16 protein-coding genes are annotated in these 19,083 nt (G+C 48.5%); 9 read left to right on the top strand and 7 right to left on the bottom strand.

Annotated features, from left to right (window positions below; translation table 11 throughout):
* Positions 1-28: 28 nt before the first annotated feature.
* The 3 genes from pepP to LPA26_RS00960 all read right to left on the bottom strand — a co-directional run bounded on the left by pepP (position 29) and on the right by LPA26_RS00960 (position 2,438).
* Positions 29-1,339 carry a Xaa-Pro aminopeptidase gene (gene pepP / locus LPA26_RS00970; RefSeq protein ID WP_229006989.1) on the bottom strand — a complete coding sequence of 437 codons (1,311 nt, stop codon included), beginning with the start codon at positions 1,337-1,339 and terminating at the stop codon, positions 29-31.
* A gap of 87 nt (positions 1,340-1,426) precedes the next feature.
* A complete protein-coding gene (locus LPA26_RS00965) occupies positions 1,427-2,170 on the bottom strand; it encodes a DUF2927 domain-containing protein (protein WP_229006988.1) in 744 nt (247 codons plus the stop codon).
* 22 nt (positions 2,171-2,192) lie between these two features.
* Positions 2,193-2,438 carry a DUF3820 family protein gene (locus tag LPA26_RS00960; RefSeq protein WP_055829661.1) on the bottom strand — a complete coding sequence of 82 codons (246 nt, stop codon included), beginning with the start codon at positions 2,436-2,438 and terminating at the stop codon, positions 2,193-2,195.
* A gap of 182 nt (positions 2,439-2,620) precedes the next feature.
* Between LPA26_RS00960 and LPA26_RS00955 the strand changes: the two genes are divergently transcribed.
* Positions 2,621-3,655: a GGDEF domain-containing protein gene (locus LPA26_RS00955; RefSeq protein WP_229006987.1), complete on the top strand. Its 1,035-nt coding sequence runs from the start codon at positions 2,621-2,623 to the stop codon at positions 3,653-3,655.
* Positions 3,656-3,668: 13 nt separating this feature from the next.
* Here the strand turns inward: LPA26_RS00955 and LPA26_RS00950 are convergent, their stop codons facing one another.
* From LPA26_RS00950 to LPA26_RS00940, 3 genes are read right to left on the bottom strand one after another with little or no spacing between them, the layout of a single operon-like run.
* The gene (locus LPA26_RS00950) at positions 3,669-4,100 is read right to left on the bottom strand and encodes a phosphate-starvation-inducible protein PsiE (protein WP_229006986.1); all 432 of its coding nucleotides are present in this window, start codon (positions 4,098-4,100) and stop codon (positions 3,669-3,671) included.
* Between the two features lie 26 nt (positions 4,101-4,126).
* Positions 4,127-4,792, bottom strand: a complete 666-nt coding sequence (murU, locus tag LPA26_RS00945) for an N-acetylmuramate alpha-1-phosphate uridylyltransferase MurU (RefSeq protein WP_229006985.1) — start codon at positions 4,790-4,792, stop codon at positions 4,127-4,129.
* A gap of 2 nt (positions 4,793-4,794) precedes the next feature.
* Entirely contained in the window at positions 4,795-5,766 is a 972-nt protein-coding gene (locus LPA26_RS00940; RefSeq protein WP_229006984.1) for an aminoglycoside phosphotransferase family protein, read from the bottom strand.
* Positions 5,767-6,012: 246 nt separating this feature from the next.
* On the opposite strand from LPA26_RS00940, the gene LPA26_RS00935 reads away from it, so the two are divergent.
* The 5 genes from LPA26_RS00935 to adk all read left to right on the top strand — a co-directional run bounded on the left by LPA26_RS00935 (position 6,013) and on the right by adk (position 12,283).
* Complete coding sequence (locus tag LPA26_RS00935; RefSeq protein WP_229006983.1) at positions 6,013-8,349, top strand: LPS-assembly protein LptD; 2,337 nt, start codon at positions 6,013-6,015, stop codon at positions 8,347-8,349.
* Complete coding sequence (locus LPA26_RS00930) at positions 8,346-9,665, top strand: peptidylprolyl isomerase (protein WP_370634291.1); 1,320 nt, start codon at positions 8,346-8,348, stop codon at positions 9,663-9,665. Before LPA26_RS00935 ends, LPA26_RS00930 begins: the two co-directional genes overlap by 4 nt.
* Positions 9,666-9,704: 39 nt before the next feature.
* Positions 9,705-10,703 carry a 4-hydroxythreonine-4-phosphate dehydrogenase PdxA gene (gene pdxA, locus LPA26_RS00925; protein ID WP_229006982.1) on the top strand — a complete coding sequence of 333 codons (999 nt, stop codon included), beginning with the start codon at positions 9,705-9,707 and terminating at the stop codon, positions 10,701-10,703.
* 47 nt (positions 10,704-10,750) lie between these two features.
* Complete coding sequence (gene rsmA / locus LPA26_RS00920; protein WP_229006981.1) at positions 10,751-11,533, top strand: 16S rRNA (adenine(1518)-N(6)/adenine(1519)-N(6))-dimethyltransferase RsmA; 783 nt, start codon at positions 10,751-10,753, stop codon at positions 11,531-11,533.
* Positions 11,534-11,629: 96 nt separating this feature from the next.
* Entirely contained in the window at positions 11,630-12,283 is a 654-nt protein-coding gene (adk, locus tag LPA26_RS00915; protein WP_055829676.1) for an adenylate kinase, read from the top strand.
* A 73-nt stretch (positions 12,284-12,356) separates the two neighbouring features.
* Here adk and LPA26_RS00910 read toward each other — a convergent pair whose 3' ends face one another.
* A complete protein-coding gene (locus LPA26_RS00910) occupies positions 12,357-14,537 on the bottom strand; it encodes a TonB-dependent receptor domain-containing protein (RefSeq protein WP_229006980.1) in 2,181 nt (726 codons plus the stop codon).
* A 288-nt stretch (positions 14,538-14,825) separates the two neighbouring features.
* Here LPA26_RS00910 and leuS point away from each other — a divergent pair, with 288 nt between their 5' ends.
* The 3 genes from leuS to holA are packed head-to-tail and all read left to right on the top strand — an operon-like array spanning position 14,826 to position 19,059.
* A complete protein-coding gene (gene leuS / locus LPA26_RS00905) occupies positions 14,826-17,441 on the top strand; it encodes a leucine--tRNA ligase (RefSeq protein WP_229006979.1) in 2,616 nt (871 codons plus the stop codon).
* A gap of 36 nt (positions 17,442-17,477) precedes the next feature.
* Complete coding sequence (lptE, locus tag LPA26_RS00900) at positions 17,478-18,011, top strand: LPS assembly lipoprotein LptE (protein WP_229006978.1); 534 nt, start codon at positions 17,478-17,480, stop codon at positions 18,009-18,011.
* A gap of 4 nt (positions 18,012-18,015) precedes the next feature.
* Entirely contained in the window at positions 18,016-19,059 is a 1,044-nt protein-coding gene (holA, locus tag LPA26_RS00895) for a DNA polymerase III subunit delta (RefSeq protein ID WP_229006977.1), read from the top strand.
* Positions 19,060-19,083 lie beyond the last annotated feature (24 nt).

Below are 19,083 nucleotides of genomic sequence, written 5' to 3'. Positions count from 1 at the left end.
TTGCTGCCTTCTGTAGCTGTTCATGTCATTAGCCTCGCATTAACGCTTCAATATCAGCAACTGATTTAATCGCGGCAGCAGTAATCACTTCACGGCCGCTCTCTGTTACCAAGACGTCATCTTCAATGCGAATTCCAATATTCCAGAAATGCGCCGGTACATTATCTGCCGGGCGCACATAACAGCCTGGTTCAACGGTCAGCACATTCCCGGCCTGTAACATCACCCAATCGCCGGCCGGAGTTTTGTATTCGCCGGCATCATGCACATCCAGCCCCAGCCAGTGGCCGGTTCTGTGCATGTAAAACTGGCGATAGCTACCGTTTTCCAGCACTTCATCACGGGTCCCCTGACATAGCCCATAGTGAATAAAGCCATCTACAAGCACATTAAGTGCGGCTTCATGCGGTGCATTCCAGTGATGATGTGAACTGACACTGGCGATCGCAGCTGCCTGCGCAGCTAACACCAGCTCATATAAATCCTTTTGTGGCGAGCTGAAGCGGCCATTGACGGGGAAAGTCCGTGTGATATCTGAAGCATAGCCATCCAGCTCGCAACCTGCATCTATCAAGAGTAAATCTCCGTCTTTCAATTCTGCATTATTGGCGTTGTAATGCAGGGTACATGCGTTGGCACCCCCGGCAACAATACTGGTATACGCTGGCGCCTGAGCACCCTGCCTATAAAACTCATGCAAGAATTCGGCTTCCAGTTCATATTCCCATTTACCTGGTTTTGCCATCCGGATAGCCCGGTTATGGGCGCTGGCGGCAATCTCTGCCGAACGGCGCATCAGGTCGATTTCCCAGGGGGATTTAACCAGGCGCAAGTTATCAATATGTTGACGCACATCAACCACTGTGGCTGGCGCCTGTATACCGCTGCGGGTTTGCGCACGCACAGTATTCAACCAGCCAGTGACTTTAGTATCCCAACCGGCATCTGTACCCAGGCTGTAAAAGAGTGCCGGCTGATTGGCCATCAGTTTTGGCAATAACTCATCCAGCTGATTAATCGAGTAGGCTTCATCAAAACCAAACTCTGCGCGAGTTGCTTCGGGACCATAACGGAAACCGTCCCAGATTTCGCGCTCAATATCCTTATCGCGACAAAACAGAATGCTTTTATTTTCTGAGCCGGCGACCAAAACCAAGACCGCTTCAGGCTCTTTAAACCCGGTCAGGTAATAAAAGTAGCTGTCAAAGCGATAGGGATAATGGCTGTCGCGGTTACGCGTTACCTCTGGTGCAGTAGGAATAATAGCTATCCCTGCCTGCATAGTGGACATCAATTGCTGACGGCGACGGCTAAATTCTTGCAGGGGAAATTCGTGCATGGAAAAACTCAAAGGTAATCCTGAATGGTTAAGCATTTTAGCCTATTTGGTGCGCATTTGCTGGAATGGTTCACGGCTAGACCGGCTTTAAAAGCCCATCATTTCATATAGCTCAGATTGCCTGACATTTTTCTCGGCATCCAGAACCGTGCCATCCGCCTGCCATTTTTGCAAAATGTTTGCCAGTACAGGTTTAACCTGGGCTGCACGCATGCCGGGTTTGATCGCTGGCTGATAAAGCATTTTCAGCAACAAGGCATCCAGGCCGGTCAATAACGATTCAGGGGTGTGGTCATTAAATATAGAAGGGAATACTTTGTCAGAATCGCTAGGCAGACCCATCGCCTGCGTGGTTTCTTCAACTATACAGGACAGTAATTGCCGGTGTTCCTGCGCAAAATCAACCGGAATTACCACCCAGGCTTTTGTAATCGCATTCTTTGCATCGAGACCCAGTCCAAACATGCAGGCCGCGTCATCAGGAGGCTTAATTAATAAATTACCGCTAACCAAAGCAATATCATTACGCCAAAGCTGCAAGTGCGAAAACACCACAATAAAATTGGCTTCCTGGCGGGATCTGGCAAAACTGATGGAATGACCGGTGATTTTGGCTAGATGTTGAAAATGGTATTTTGTCAGCAGCGCATGCTGTTCCTGCTGGTCTGTGTGATGCTCCAGCCATACTTTGACGGGTTGCATCCATTTGCGTACCGGTTGTTCACCAGGCGTGTATTCATTATGCAAGGCAATCTCTGTAAACGCCTGCTGCAAATATTCGGTCGATTGCCATGGTTCCTGTGCAGATGCCAGCATCGAAAAAAGCAGCATGCCCAGCCCCAACCGGCAAAAGTTAATCATACTTTGCTCCGCCCTGGTTTTCTCCGGAAAAGTGACGCAAAGGCAACAGCAGGTCTTTCAATCCGTTGTGATCAATCTCTTGCATCAACTGCAATAACCGTCCCAACTCCCCCTTAGGAAAACCTTCTCTCGCGAACCAGTTGAGGTAGTGTCCGGGCAAATCGGCAATCAGGCGATCTTTGTATTTTCCATAAGGCATTTTGAGAGTCACCAGTTGTATCAGATCATTTTTATTCATGGACATCATTCGAAAAGAAATGCGAATTCAGAAACTTACTTAATCATAAAAATAATTTATAAAAATTATCATTTGGCGCTCTTAAAAAATCCTATGGGCATCCGTAAATACCATTAGATGGTTAATAGATAGCCATGACAAAAATAATTTGCGGTGAATTTTACCATCGCTTAAGAGGCACGATGCAATACGAAATCAGTAAAGAAAAAAGTGCAGAGTATCTGCGACAGGCCATCCAGCATATGTCTATGCAGGATACTGCATTCCATCCCGTCAGTTACGCTGTCTGGTACGAATATTCGTCCGGCGAGCATGCGCACCTGATTGATGAAGTAAACACGCTTATTGAAAAAGAGAAAAAACTCAACGAAAAAAGTACCGCCCAGTTATTTAACAAACATATCGCCAGCCTGGATGCCGACAGCGCACAGAATATCGTTGATCGTTTTAATAATATGGTGTCGGATATCAGCTCCACCACTGAGAAAGCGGGTCAAGACACCACGCAATTCCGCAAAACCCTGGATGCATGGTCGGGCGAACTCCAGCAACTGGATGGAGAAGTATCGCGCCATATGGGCGATTTATTATCCCAGACCGCCAATATTCAGCAATCTATGCATACGTTGCAGCAGCATCTGGAAACCAGTCTGCACGAAATTGCCAGTTTAAAAAACGAAATCGTAAAAGCTAGACAAGAAGCGATTTCAGATGGCCTGACGGGCTTGATGAATCGTAGAGGCTTCGAGGTTGCCTTGAAAAAAACGCTTGAATCTACCACGCCTTATGTTGATACCTGCCTGATCATTGGTGATATAGATTTCTTCAAACGCGTGAACGACAGTTATGGTCATTTATTCGGCGATAAAGTGATTCAGGCGGTCGCCAGAATCATGAAAACTGTTTCAGGCGACCTGTACACCTCAGCGCGCTATGGCGGCGAAGAATTTGTGATGCTGTTACCTCATACATCGCTGGATACCGCCAGGGAAGTCGCAGAAAGCATCCGCCAGCATGTCGCCAATATCAGCATTAAAAACAATGTCACCAGCAAACTGATTTCGAATGTCACGATTTCACTGGGGCTGACTGCCTATCAACCAGGCGAAACAGCAGAAAGCTTTCTGAATCGCGCTGACCAGGCGCTGTATACAGCCAAGGCAAAAGGACGTAACCAGGTCACCCTGATCGCCGATGAGGCACTGGCTGCAGCCTAAGCAGCTTTAGTGTTTAAAGCAGGTCGCGCTTCTGTTCCGGAATATCCTCATACGGATAGCGCGAATGCCCGAAACGCATCACCAGTACTGAAATTGCCAGTATCAAAATAGCCGCAGACACCGCCAGCATATGTGTCTCGGTCATTTCTTTCATATCTAGCAACAAATAGCGCGCCAAAGCCACCATGGCGATGTAAATAGGGTAGCGCATGGGCAATTTTCCGGTACCAAAATAGCTGTTGATCATGGAAAAGACTTCCAGATATAAAAATAGCTGCAACAAATCACCCAAACCGACCATACCGGCCTGCCACATCCTGGCCAATTCGTGCGCAAGGGAGAAAAACGTCGCGATCGTGACTAATCCCAAGCCCAGCCGCTCTATCCACATTAAGGCCTGATGCGCAATCTTGTCAGTTTTATGCTCGTATGGTGGTTTCATCATTCCCCCTGATTTTGTTTTTTTATAGATTATCTTGTTTTTAACCAATGATCGAGCTGCGCTAAACGCTCTGGCGTGCCTATATCATGCCATATGCCAGTGTGGTGTTGACCGCTGACCAAGCCCTGCTGCATGGCAGAAATCAACAGTGGCGCCAATTTGGCGGCCTCACCGCTTTGAACTGATTTAAACAGGTCTGGATGATAAACGCCAATACCCGAAAAAGTCAGTCGATTGTCGGCTGCATGTTTAACCAGGCCATCCTGCAAGGCAAAATCGCCTTCAGCATGTTGCTGCGGATTATCCACCATGACCAGATGTGCCAGCTTGCCAACAGGTAAACTTGTGGCGGCATAGTCGATATCGGTAAACACATCGCCATTTACCACCAGAAAAGATTCGTCACCTAATAATGGCAAGGCTTTGGCAATACCCCCTGCGGTCTCTAGCGCGGTTTGTTCAGCACTATATTGGATATGTACATGCCACCGGGTGCCATCGCCAAGCCTATCCTCAATTTGCTGGCCAAGGTAAGCATGGTTAATCACCAGCTCGGTAATGCCCGCCTGCGCCAGGCGCTCGATATGCCAGACAATCAGCGGCTTGCCGCCTACTTCGAGTAAAGGTTTGGGCGTATGGTCGGTCAACGGACGCATGCGGGCGCCGCGTCCCGCTGCCAGTATCATGGCCCGCATGTTTAATCAGCCTTTTCCAGCGCCAGCAATAACTTGAAAAACGGGCGCAACTCTACATAACGCTCACAGGCAGCCTGTAAATATTGCATCACCAACGGCATATCCTTCAGGTAGCCGTCCTTGCCGTCCCTATGATACAGGCGCGCAAAAATGCCCAACACCTTGATGTGGCGCTGGACACCCATCCACTCAAAGTCTTTATAAAACTCGCCGAAGTCTTCGTTGACAGGCAAACCGGCTTTTTTAGCGGCCTGCCAGTAGCGTACTACCCAATCCATGAGATGGTCTTCATCCCACCGGATGTAGGCATCCTTAAATAATGAAGCTAGGTCATAGGTGATTGCGCCTATCACCGCATCCTGGAAATCCAGCACACCAGGATTATTCTCTGAAGTAACCATCAGGTTGCGGGAATGGTAATCCCTGTGCACCGTCACTTGCGGTTGTTGCAGAATATTGTCGATGAGCAATTCAAAGGTTTTATCCATTACTGCCTGCTGTTCCACAGTTAGGGTTTTACCTAAATGTTTAGCCACATACCATTCCGGGAACAGCTGCAACTCCCGCATCAGCAACGCGGCATCATACGGAGGCAAAGCCTGCGGATCTGTTGCCAGTTGCATTTTGATAAGTGCCTGGCAGGCGTCGCCATATAAAGTTTTGGCATTTTCAGGAGTCAATTTGGACAGGTAGGTATCATTGCCCAGGTCATTTAATAGCAAAAACCCCTGTTCGAGGTCCTGGGCCATCACTTTTGGAGCATTCAAACCGGCGGCGAGCAATATCTCAGCCACATTCACGAAAGGTCGGCAATCTTCCTGCGGCGGCGGCGCATCCATGGCAATCAAGGTTTCTTGAGGCAAATGCACGCGAAAATAGCGCCTGAAACTAGCGTCTGCAGAAGCGGTTGTCAGTGTAAAAGGCTGTTCTATAACTTGTGCCAGCCAATGTTGAAGTTGTTGTGTTCTATCCACAAATTTTCCCGGATCATTAATAAGCAATTCAAGCTTGTGCGCTTGCTGGTAAAATGCGGATCACATTTTAAGTGAAAAATGACTTTTTAAGCGTTTTCATGAATAATATAGCCCAAATGAATGGGGCAAATCGCAAGGTGGAAAAAATTGCAAGCATATAACCACTCTGCGACCCGCAGAGCCTACTGAAATTATCACTCTTTGACTAACTTGCAAGTTTATTCCTCCACTTCTCGCGAACGCGGCATGCGCATTATCTTAGCCCTGGTCGCCACCGGTTCACTTGCGGCCATGCATGCACGTGCCGATGAGACGACCACGCCGCCTGTAGTAGTCGCCGAAAACGCCGCATTGCCTGGCGCAGTCGAAATAGAAGGTGACACGCTAAAACTGCGTATGGATCGCCAAATGTGGGCTACCGGCAATGCCGTGATCCGCAAAGATGGTCAACAAGTCACCGGTGACGAAATCCGTTATGACATGCAGAATGATGAGCTACAGGTAGATGGCAATGCTGTGATTGCAGCGGGAACTACTACGATTAAAGGCCCGATGTTGCGCATGCGGCTGAGTGAGAATATTGGCGAAATGCGCGATGTCACGATAGAGTTTAAGAGTGCTCCGCCAAGACCAAGCAATCAGGACACCAATACCTTACTCGATGACCAGGCCATCCTCGTCAGTGATCCTAAAAGATATGTTGATGACAACGCTTCATTCAGCAATCAGGAAAAAAAGAGTACTTTCGATAATATCCGCGCATCAGCCAAACAGGTGTTTTTCGAAGGGCAAAATATCAAGCGCCTGAAAAGTGCCAGTTACACTTCTTGTGCTGCCGATGTCGATGACTGGTATATCAAAACCGGCAGCCTGGAATTAAATGATTACACCCGCACCGGCGAAGCAACCAATGCCTATGTAGAATTTAAGGGTGTACCCATCCTGTATACGCCATGGATGAGTTTTTCCTATAACAACCAGCGTAAAACAGGCTTGCTAGCTCCGTTATGGGGGACGACTTCACGCAGTGGTTTCGAGCTGCTGACCCCCTTCTACATTAATATCAGCCCGGATAAAGATGCCACACTTGCCACCCGCGTATTAAGCAAGCGAGGCATACAATTTCAAGGTGAATTTCGCTACCTGGGTGAGAACTACATGGGCTCGAATAACTTCGAGTACCTGGATAATGACAGCATGACCGGCCAAGACCGGTTTTATGCCAAGCTGGCGCATCGCCACCAGTTTAGTGACCACTGGTCTGGCGGTTATAGCCTGGAAAAAGTCTCGGATGATAAATACTTCTCCGAGATGGCGACCAGGATTCAAGTGACTTCTAGGGTTAATCTTGGGCAAACTGCTTATGTGAATTATGCGGATGAGCACTGGACATTCAATGGTACCGTACAGCGCTATCAGAACCTGGATAATCTGTCATTTGTATACCAGCGATTGCCGCAACTGACAGCAAGCTACACCAATGATTGGAAAGGGTTTACCACCAATACCGGTGCCCAATATGTCTATTTTGACGCCATGAAAGAAATGACCACGGCGCCTAGTGGTAGCCGATTTAGCTTATACCCGTCGATTTCCTATCCGATGAAGAATTCGTATGGTTTTGTCACACCCAAAGTCGGGGTGCAAACCACCCAATACAACTTGACTGGTAATGTGCCTCTGGGTTACACCGAAGAATACAACCAGTTGAACAGAACGTTACCGATTGTCAGCCTGGATTCAGGCCTGTATTTTGATCGGCAAACCAGCCTGTTTGATACCAGTTACACGCACACCCTGGAACCGCGTGCTTACTATGTTTATATCCCATATCGTGACCAAACCAAGATCCCTATTTTTGATACTTCATTAAACACACTGAATCAGAATTCTATTTTTTACGAAAACCAGTTCAGTGGCGATGACCGCATCAATAACGCCAACCAGGTCACATTGGCTGTGACTAGCCGTCTGATTGATAGTGAAACCGGGATAGAACGGCTCAGCGGTACACTGGGCCAGCGCTTTTACTTTGATGATCAACAAGTGTACATGCCAACAACTTCGCCTGATACACGCAAGTCGTCTGATATTCTGGCAGCATTTACGGCACGGCTTTCCAGTCGCCTCAACCTGGACACCTACTGGCAGTATGACCCCGATCGCGGCAATATGGAGCGTAATAATTACTTGCTCCGTTATAATCCCGAGCCTGGAAAATCATTCAGTTTTGGTTACCGTTACACGGCAAGCGTACTTGAGCAAATTGATACGGCCGGTCAATGGCCGCTGGGTAACAGGTGGTACGGTGTTGGCCGCCTGAACTACTCCATTCGTGATGGCAATGCGGTACAAATGCTTGCTGGCCTAGAGTATGATGCGGGATGCTGGCAAGGCCGAGCCGTCATGCAACGCGTGCAAACAGCAACTGCTGACGCGAACTATGCCATGTTTTTTCAACTCGAACTGGGTGGGTTGACCTCTATCGGCGCCAACCCATTAAACGTCATCAAGCGCAATATCCCGACTTACATGCGTACCAATGACATACCGGGAATTTACAGAGACCAGAATACCCAATGATGAAATACTTATCACCTTTTTTACACTTTGCGATGGGTGTTGCGCTTCTGCTAGGCACCTCAGTCAATATCCACGCTGCTGATAAACCCTCCATCGAAAAAATGGACCGGATTATTGCCGTCGTTGATCAATCTGTTATTACCGAACGCGAAATGCTGGACCGTATTGAGTCTGTTCGCACGCAAATGATCAAAAAGGGCGTGGAATTACCGCCGGATGATGTGTTACAAAAGCAAATACTGGAACGCCTGATTGTTGATAGTTTGCAATTGCAACTGGCCGCACAAACCGGGATTAAGGTAGATGATGCGCAACTGGACAAAACCATAGAGCGTATTGCCGAGCAGAACAAATTGACCATGCCAGCCTTTAAAAAAGCGCTGGAAGAAGACGGCACCAAGTTTTACAAGTTTCGTGAAGATATCCGCAATGACATTATCCTTACGCGCTTGAGAGAGCGTGATGTCGATAATAAAATCAATATTTCAGAAGCGGAAATTGATAACTACCTGAGCTCTCAGGAAAAAGAAGGTGACCTGGATGAGTTTAACATCTCCCAGATTCTGATCCGACTGCCTGAAGACAGCTCACCTGAAGATATCCAGAAAGCCAGGATCCGCACCGAACAGGCGATTAAAGCCATGTCAGAAGGCATGAGTTTTGAAAAAGCCTCTGCAAACTTTTCTGACGCACCTAATGCCCTTGAAGGTGGCGACCTTGGCTGGCGCAGTGGTCAGCAAATGCCCCCACAGTTTGTAGAATTGATCAAGGCTTTGGATGTGGGCGGTGTGTCACGCCCTATCCGCAGCGGTACCGGAGTCCATATTTTCAAATTGAAAGAAAGACGCGCGGGCTCCAGTACGTTGATCGTAGACCAAACACACGTACGCCACATCTTGCTGAAGCCTAATGAAGTATTGTCCGACAAAGAAGCGCAGCAAAAAATTGAATCCATCAAGGAGCGTATTGATCACGGCACGCCTTTCCAGGACATGGCACGTCAATACTCTGACGATGGCAGTGCATCCAATGGTGGTGACCTGGGCTGGATCAACCCTGGTGATACTGTGCCTGTTTTTGAAAAAGCCATGGCAGAACTGGCTCCGAACGAAGTCAGCGCACCCGTACGCAGCCAGTTTGGTTGGCATATTATCCAGGTGATAGAACGCCGCAAACAGGACATGTCCAAAGAGTCCAAACGCCTGAAAGCACGTCAGGAAATTCGTGCCCGTAAAGCTGAAGAAGCTTACAGTGAGTGGATACACGAATTGCGTGATAAAGCGTTTGTTGAGTTGCGCTTAGAAGACAAATTTTAAAGCGTAAAGACAAGTTTTAATTCAAAAACTTCTAACCGGATGACCACCCTCCCCCGCATTGCGATTACCTCTGGTGAGCCTGCCGGGATAGGGCTGGATATCTGCGTCAAACTTGCAGACAAGCCTCTGCCAGCCTCGCTGGTAGTATTGGCCGACCCACATGCGTTGGAAGCCAGGGCCGCTGAATTAAATCTCCCATTAATGCTGCATATATATCATGACACTGCGCCAGAGCATGCGGGGGATGGCAGTTTGTGCATTTTACCTGTTCCAGCCGCCACAGCGGTAACAGCTGGTAGTCTGGAAACCAGCAATAGTCAGTATGTATTGGCCATGCTGGATCGTGCACGCGATGGATGTATCGCCAATGAATTTGATGCCATGGTCACCGCACCTGTACATAAAGGCATTATTAATGACGCCGGCATTTCATTTACCGGACATACCGAATACCTGGCAGAAACCACCCATACTCCCCAGGTCGTGATGATGCTGGTCGGCGGCGGTATGCGTGTGGCATTAGCCACCACACACTTGCCCCTCACACAGGTAAGCAGAGCGATTACCCAGGAATCATTGACGACGACATTGCGTATTTTGCATCAAGATCTGATCCGAAAATTTGGTATTCCAGAACCTACTATCTATGTTGCCGGCCTCAATCCACATGCTGGTGAAAATGGCTATCTGGGCGATGAGGAAATCAACACCATTAATCCGGTGCTGGATGCGTTGCGCGCAGAGGGTATGCATTTGATAGGCGCATTGCCAGCGGACACCATGTTTTCACAGAAAAACCTGGCGAAGGCCGATGCGTTTCTGGCGATGTATCACGACCAGGGCCTGACTGTGCTCAAACATGCCAGTTTTGGTGAGGGCGTGAATGTCACACTAGGCTTGCCGATTATCCGAACTTCAGTGGATCACGGCACGGCACTTGATATTGCCGGTACCGGGCAAGCGGATGTAGGCAGCATGCTGAGTGCCATCCACCTGGCCATCGAAATTACACAAAAACGTGCTGCAGCCCAAGAATAAATACCTTTGAATCTCTCAACTGGTATAAAGCCATTTTAAGAATGTAAATGAAACACCTAGCAAAAAAGCGCTTCGGCCAAAACTTTCTCACGGACCAGGGCATTATCGGTAGCCTGATCACTGCGATTCAACCCGCGCCTGATGACCTCATGGTTGAAATCGGCCCCGGCCTGGGCGCCATGACGCAACCTTTGCTCAAACAACTGCGTCATTTGCACGTGGTGGAAATCGACCGCGACATTATTCAATGGATGCAGTCTTTTTACCCTGCCGAAAAAATCAGCATTCATAATTCAGATGTCCTGAAATTTGATTTCAGGACATTGGGCGAGCGTATTCGAGTGGTCGGTAATTTGCCCTACAACATCTCCAGCCCTATCCTGTTCAAGCTGCTCGAAAATACGTCGCAAATAATCGACATGCACTTCATGCTGCAAAAAGAAGTTGTAGAACGCATGGTGGCAGCGCCCTCCACTTCTGAATATGGCAGGCTCTCCGTCATGTTGCAATACCGCTTGCAGATGGAATACCTGATCACTGTGCCACCAGAAGCGTTTGAACCAGCGCCTAAAGTAGAGTCTGCTTTCGTACGCTGTGTGCCATTTGCACAATTACCTTACCCTGCAACCGATGAAGCATTGTTTGCAAAAGTGGTAATGGCCGCATTTGGCCAGCGCCGTAAAACATTGCGCAACACCCTCAAAGGCTTGCTGGATGACGCCGGCTTTATTGCGCTGGATATAGACTCGCAATTGAGAGCGGAAAATCTTAGCGTGGCCGAGTTTGTGACTATCAGCAATTTCGTGGCTGCTAACCCAATCTTTCTTTAAGTTTTAGAAATCAAGTTTAGCCAATTGAGTATAGGTCAGCTTTTTCTAGCCTGATATAATCCTTTTTTCCTCAAAAACAATCCTCTGGAGCATGACATGCGTTTGATTCTGCTGGGTGCACCTGGTGCCGGTAAAGGTACTCAGGCCACTTTCATCAAAGAAAAATACAACATTCCGCAAATTTCTACTGGTGATATGTTACGTGCAGCCGTAAAAGCAGGCACTCAGCTGGGCCTGGAAGCCAAAAAATTCATGGATGCAGGCGGCCTGGTGCCTGATGAAGTGATCATCGGCCTGGTGAAAGAGCGCATTAAAGATGCAGATTGCGCCAATGGTTTCCTGTTTGATGGTTTCCCACGCACCATCCCGCAAGCAGAAGCAATGAAAAATGCTGGCGTCGCGATTGATTATGTCGTGGAAATCGATGTCCCTGATGAAGCGATTGTTGAGCGCATGAGCGGCCGCCGCAGCCACCCTGCTTCAGGTCGTACTTACCATGTCAAATTCAACCCGCCTAAAGCTGAGGGTAAAGACGATGTCACCGGCGAAGAGCTGGTACAACGTGATGATGATAAAGAAGAGGTCGTGCTCAAACGCTTGCAGGTGTATCACGACCAAACTGAACAATTGATTGGTTACTACTCAGACTGGGCAAAGTCCGGTGTCGCTGGCGCACCACAATACGTCAAGGTCAATGGCCTGGGTGAGTTGAATACCATTAAAGAAGAAATCTTTGCAGCATTGAAATAAGCTTAACTTGAATAAAAAAGCCCGCATTTAACGGGCTTTTATTTTATTGAGAAATGAGATTATTCTCACATATCTAGAAGTCGTAGCGAATACCGCCAAATACCTGGCGCTGACGTCCTGCCACTTTACCGTCAACACGGCTAATCAAGTACTCTTTGTCAGCCAGGTTATGACCACTGATAAAGTAAGTCAGCTTGGACCCGAGTGCTCTAAAGTTGATAGAAGCATTTAGCAGAGTATACGCAGGGATTTTACCTTCCTGGCCATCCAGACTTTCAATGGTAGTGTTATCCGGATCCACATATTGCTGGCTCACGTAATCCACCCCAATGCGTGCGTTAATGCCGACTGGATGCTGATAACCAAAATTGATGGAAGCAATATCGCGTGGCGCATAAGGCAAGCGATTGCCGCTTGTCGTTTCGTCTGTGCTCTTCTTAAACTTGGCAGTAAACAGGTTTGTATAATTACCGGCAATATAGAAATTATGCGGGCTGTCATAGATCCTGCCAAAATCTACACGTGCTGCCAGCTCCAAGCCTGTTTGCTGTGATTTACCGGCATTGATAAAATCACCCGCGTTTCTTTGAATCACAATCTCATCAAAATTGATATTGAACAATGTGGCTTCAAGACCAACGCCTTTGAAATAAGAAGAACGCACACCGACTTCAGTATTTGTACTTTCTTCAGCACGGGTACTACTGATTGCATCCAAGCCTGCCAGATCATCAAAGTTGATATCACGTGAAGGACGAGGCGGCGCAAAGCCCCTGTGAATACCGGCAAACAGGGTGGTGTTCGCAATACCGTTCCAGGTGGTGCCTATGCCTGGCAACCATACGGTCTGGCTATTTGTTTTAGCAAATCCTTGAGGGTCACCTTCTGCCTGTAACACATTGATTTTCTTTTTATAATCTTCAACACGCAGGCCTGGCGTCAATGTCCAGTCACCCAGATAAAAGGTGTTTTGCGCATAGTAGGATTTGGCTTCAATATCAATGCGGATATCTTCCCTGAAAGAACCAAATGCTTTGGCATACGATAAGCTTTGTGCTCGCAGATCGCCATCGCGGAACTGTTGACGTTTGTTACCCTCTTCATGGTATCTAAAACCAACCACAGCGCTGCTTTCAATGCCAAACAGACTGTGTTTGATATCCAGACGTGGTTCAAAACCATAGTAATCGTAACTTCTTGGACGATGACGGCCACCACATTGAGCAGCATTCGCCACAGTAGCAGGGCCTAAACCTTCACATCGATCCATGACTGAGACACCAGTTTGCGTGTCATCATTTAAAGTCCCCGGCGCATTGATTTGCCTGAATGAGGTCCTGAATGCATCTACATAATAGGCATTGGTGGTTAAAGTAGCATTCGCATTGATATCGAATATATGCTGCAATTGCAATGACTTGCGCTGATATTCAAACCGGTCATTTTTGCCAGTTGGCGCCTGGTATTTATCTTGCGCATATTCCACTGCACCCAAGCCGGTTTCAGAGACATGCGAATCCTCTTCGTAGTAACCGACTTTCGCAATGATTCTTTGGCTCTCAGTCAGGTTCAATTGGCCTTTTACCATCAACTCGCGCATTTCAAAGTCATGGTTCTTGCGGATGCCATCACCTTTTTTCTGAATCGCATCGATCATGATGCCGCCCTGCTCACCGCCCACACCCAAGTTTGCGGCAAAACCGGTAAAGTCATTATTTCCAACCATACCGGTGACACTACCTTCAAACCCATTTTTCGGTACTGGCTTGGTCACAAAGTTAATCATACCGCCAACCGTCTGTGGGCCATACAAAATCTGGCCTGAACCCTTGACGACTTCAATGCGTTGTACACGTTCGATAGGTGTCGTGTAATGTGCGGAAGGATCGCCATAGGGCCCCAGGAACAATGGCATACCATCTTCCATCAACAACGTGCGGGATGTGCGTCTTGGATCCATGCCTCTTACCCCGATATTGACGCCCAGGCCAAAAGTGTTTTCACCCACAATATGCACGCCTGGCACATTATTAATCGCTTCCTGAATTGAAAACGGTCTACGCTCGTTAAGTGCTTTTTCATCCACAACTGAATAAGATCCTGGTACTGTTTCCAGCCTATCCGGCAAAATGCCTTTCACCATGACAGGGCCAACATCCAGGCTATTTGCCTGATCAGCCAGTGCGTTTAAAACATTCACACTAATCGCCAAACTTGTAGCCGCGACCATGATTTTTTTATTAGGTTTGTGCATCCCTCTTCATCCTCTCGTTGTAAAACTGTGCACCTTGTTTAGCAACATCCACACCAAAAAACTTCAACAATAATTATCTCGTTGATTAATTTACATAAATGAGATATTTCGCTAATGCCTCCTGATCCATGCCGGGCGGAGAGGTCGGTTGATAAAAACCGATATCAGTTTCAATCGGTTTATATCAACCATTAAGTGGATTGGCCGTTGCCTGTCATATCTCTCACAAACCACAAGCTGCAGGGTTCTCAGGTATAATTACTTTTTTAGTAATCGCGTCCCAATCACATGCAACAGCAGTATCCATTTAAAGAAGTCGAACAACAGGCACAGCAATTCTGGGGCGCCAGACAAAGCTTTTTAGCCAAGCCTGAAAGCAGCAAACCCAAGTACTATTGTTTATCCATGTTTCCTTACCCAAGCGGTAAGTTGCATATGGGTCATGTTCGCAATTACACCATTGGCGACGTACTTAGCCGCTACCATCACATGAAAGGTTTTAACGTATTGCAACCTATGGGTTGGGATGCGTTTGGCCTGCCGGCCGAAAATGCTGCCATCCAGAACAAGGTTCCGCCTGCAAAATGGACCTATGACAACATTGCCTATATGCGCAAACAATTACAGTCCCTAGGCTTTGCCATTGACTGGAGCCGTGAACTGGCGACCTGCCAGCCTGAATATTACAAATGGAACCAGTGGCTGTTCCTGCGCATGCTGGAAAAAGGCATTGCTTACAAAAAAACCCAGGTCGTGAACTGGGATCCGGTCGATCAAACCGTACTGGCCAATGAGCAGGTGATTGATGGCCGCGGCTGGCGCACGGGTGCATTGGTTGAGAAACGAGAGATCCCCGGCTACTACCTGAACATCACCGGCCACGCCCAGCAACTGCTGGATGACCTGGATAAATTGCCAGGCTGGCCAGAGCGTGTGAAAACCATGCAAGCCAACTGGATAGGTAAAAGTGTGGGCGTGCGTTTTGCATTTCCGCACACCATCCAAAATAATGATGGCAAGCTGATCGATGACGGCAAGCTGTGGGTATTCACCACCCGCGCCGACACTATCATGGGCGTAACCTTCTGCGCGGTGGCTGCCGAGCATCCGCTAGCCACGCATGCCGCGCAAAACAATCCTGCCCTGCAAGCCTTTATTGATAAATGCAAGCAGGGTTCCGTCATGGAAGCCGACATGGCGACCATGGAAAAAGAAGGCATGGATACCGGGCTGACTGTCACCCATCCGCTGACTGGTGAACAGGTGCCAGTGTGGGTAGGTAACTATGTGCTGATGACTTATGGCGAAGGTGCGGTGATGGCTGTGCCTGCGCACGACGAACGAGATTTTGGCTTTGCCAAGAAATATAGCCTGCCCATCAAGCAGGTCATTAGCGTGATGGATCAATCCTTTGACAACAGCGCCTGGCAGGAATGGTACGGCGAGAAAAGCAAAGGGCTTTGCATTTACTCCGGCAAATACAATGATCTGAACTATACGCAAGCGGTAGATGCTGTGGCCGCTGACTTGGCCGAAAAAGACCTGGGCGGCAAACAGACCAACTGGCGCCTGCGTGACTGGGGCATTTCCCGCCAACGCTACTGGGGCTGCCCGATCCCGATTATCCATTGCGAAAGCTGTGGTAGCGTCCCGGTACCAGACGACCAGTTACCGGTCAAATTGCCGGAAGACTGCGTGCCGGATGGTTCAGGCAACCCGCTAAACAAGCGTGAGGATTTCCTGAATTGTACTTGCCCGAGCTGCGGCAAACCAGCCAAGCGCGAAACCGATACTATGGATACCTTTGTCGATTCCAGCTGGTATTACGCACGTTATGCGTCTGGGTTCAGCGCAGATGCAATGGTCGATGCACAAACCAATCACTGGATGCCGGTAGATCAGTACATCGGCGGCATTGAGCATGCGATTTTACATCTGCTGTACTCACGTTTCTGGAGCAAGGTCATGCGTGACCTGGGCTTGGTCAATTACGATGAACCGTTTGCCAACCTGCTGACCCAAGGCATGGTGCTCAACAATATTTTCTCGCGCCGTACGGCAAAAGGCGGCATTGAGTACTTTGCACCTGAAGAAGTCGAACTAGTGCAGGATGACAATGGCAAGATCACCGGTGCGAAACTGGTTGCAGATGGCTCGGCGATTGATTACCAGGGCATAGGCACCATGTCCAAATCCAAGCGTAACGGCGTCGATCCACAATCACTGATTGAACAATACGGTGCTGATACCGCACGCTTCTTCATGATGTTTGCCGCACCACCTGAGCAAACGCTGGAATGGTCTGACAGCGGTGTTGAAGGCTCGCACCGCTTCCTGAAACGTGTCTGGAATTATGGTTATGTGCTGTCTGAAACTCAGCCAGGTGAAATGCCAAACAAGCTGACTGGCGAACTGGCTAATCATCGCCGCGAAATTCATACTGTGTTAAAGCAAGCCAATGTTGACCTGGCAAAACTGCAATTCAACACCGTGGCTTCAGCATGCATGAAAATACTCAACACGCTGGAAAAAGTACAGAAAGACGCAGAAAAAGACTGGCAGGCAGTGGCTTTTGAAGGCTACAGCATTCTATTACGCGTGCTGTCACCCATCGCACCGCATATCGCACAAGTCATGTGGCAAACGTTGAACCTGGGAGAAGATATCCTGGCTGCGAAATGGCCTGAACCTGCCAATTCAGCACTGGTGCAGGACGAAGTTGAATATGTCGTGCAAGTGAATGGCAAGTTGCGCGGCAGCATCAACATTCCCAAAAGTATGGCTAAAGAACAGATTGAAGCCACGGCCGTCAACCAGGACTTTGTACAAAAATTCCTCAATGAAGGCAGCGTCAAAAAGATCATTGTCGTGCCAAATAAATTGATTAACATCGTTGTCGCTTAGCTAATATTAGCGTTGAATTTCGTAGAAAGGATGACCATGCTGCTTTCCCGCCTGACACCATTTTCGCTGAACCGGTTTTCACTAACCAGTATTGTGAAAAATTGTGGCTGGCTGATATTAGTGGCAGCGTTAACCTCCTGCGGTTTTCAATTGCGCCAGCCATCGCCAATTGCGTTCAAGACCATGTTCATTTCTGGCAGCTCCACCATTTCTAAGCCTTTACGCAAAGCGCTGACTGAGCAAGGGATCAAACTGGTCGAAAGTGCTGAAGATGCCGAGTTACAGCTAGAGTTATTAAAGGAAGAAAACGAGCAACGCATTCTATCCCTGAGCGGTACTGGTGTGGTGCGTGAGTATGAACTGTACTACCGTGTGCAATATCGTACCAAGGTAGCAGGTGAACCTGTCTGGGGCCTGCCACTGGTGATGGAAGGCCGTCGCGACTATACCTATAACGATGCCAATTTGCTCGCTAAACAGCAAGAACAAAAACTGCTGACCGAAAGCATGCAAACTGACGTGCTAAACGGTATTTTGCGTCGCCTGTCAGCACTGAAAAAAGCCGAGTAGGTTTATGCGCATCCAGGCTGCGCAACTGGCGCAACACCTGCCACCCAAACAGCATTTATACGTGCTGGCAGGTGATGAGCCGCTTTCAATTACCGAATCCATAGATCAAATCCGCGCTGCAGCACGCCAGCATGGCGCCCAGGAGCGGGCCAGTTTTACAGTAGAGCGCTATTTCAACTGGGGCCAGGTCAGCCAGTTCTTGCAAAGCTTCTCGCTGTTTGCCGAGCAACGTATTCTCGAAATCAATATTCCCACCGGAAAGCCCGGTGTTGAAGGTGGCAAAGCCTTGCAGGAATTAGCTGGATTACCTGCAGCAGACACTACCATTATCATCACCATACCCGCGCCAGACCGCGACATGACTAACAGTGCCTGGTACGAAGCGCTGTTACAACAAGGGGTGGTATTAATCCACAACCAGGTGCCGTTGGCGCAATTGCCTGACTGGATAGGCCAGCGGCTGGCTTTACAACAACAGACTGCAGATGAAGTGTCCCGCCGTTTCATTGCCGAGCAGGTTGAAGGTAATTTGCTGGCAGCGCACCAGGAAATACAGAAACTGGGATTGCTGTATCCGGCCGGACCATTAACTGAAGAAGCAATACGCCAATGTGTACTGAATGTTGCGCGTTTCGATGTTTCTCAATTGGGCGAAGCGATGTTGCACGGCGACCAGAGCCGCATCCTGCGTATCATTGAAGGCCTGCGTGAAGAAGGCGAAACCGCTGTCACCGTGATGAACCCGCTGGTATGGTTATTCCGCCCGCTATTGCAAGTCCGGCTGGCCATGCAAAGCGGTCAATCCATGCAAAATGCACTGACCCAGGCCAGGCTGTTTGGCGACCGCCAGCAATTAGTTAAACGCGCATTGGAATTTTTACCGCAAAAACATATCGAAGCTGCACTGCAAAAACTGTCAGACATTGACCGCATTGCCAAAGGTGTAGGCGATGGGGATGCCTGGCTGGAATTATCCAGGCTGTGTACCGGCATCGCCAGGATGGCAGCAAGTAAATCGGCTAGAGCCGGCGCAACGAGAACACGCTAATTTTTGGGTGAAGTGGGTTTAGGA

The sequence above is a fragment of the Methylophilus sp. Leaf408 genome (assembly GCF_916856905.1).
Classification (GTDB): Bacteria; Pseudomonadota; Gammaproteobacteria; order Burkholderiales; family Methylophilaceae; genus Methylophilus.
Note: the sequence above shows the minus strand (reverse complement) of the source record. Positions and strands in the feature narration are given on the sequence as shown.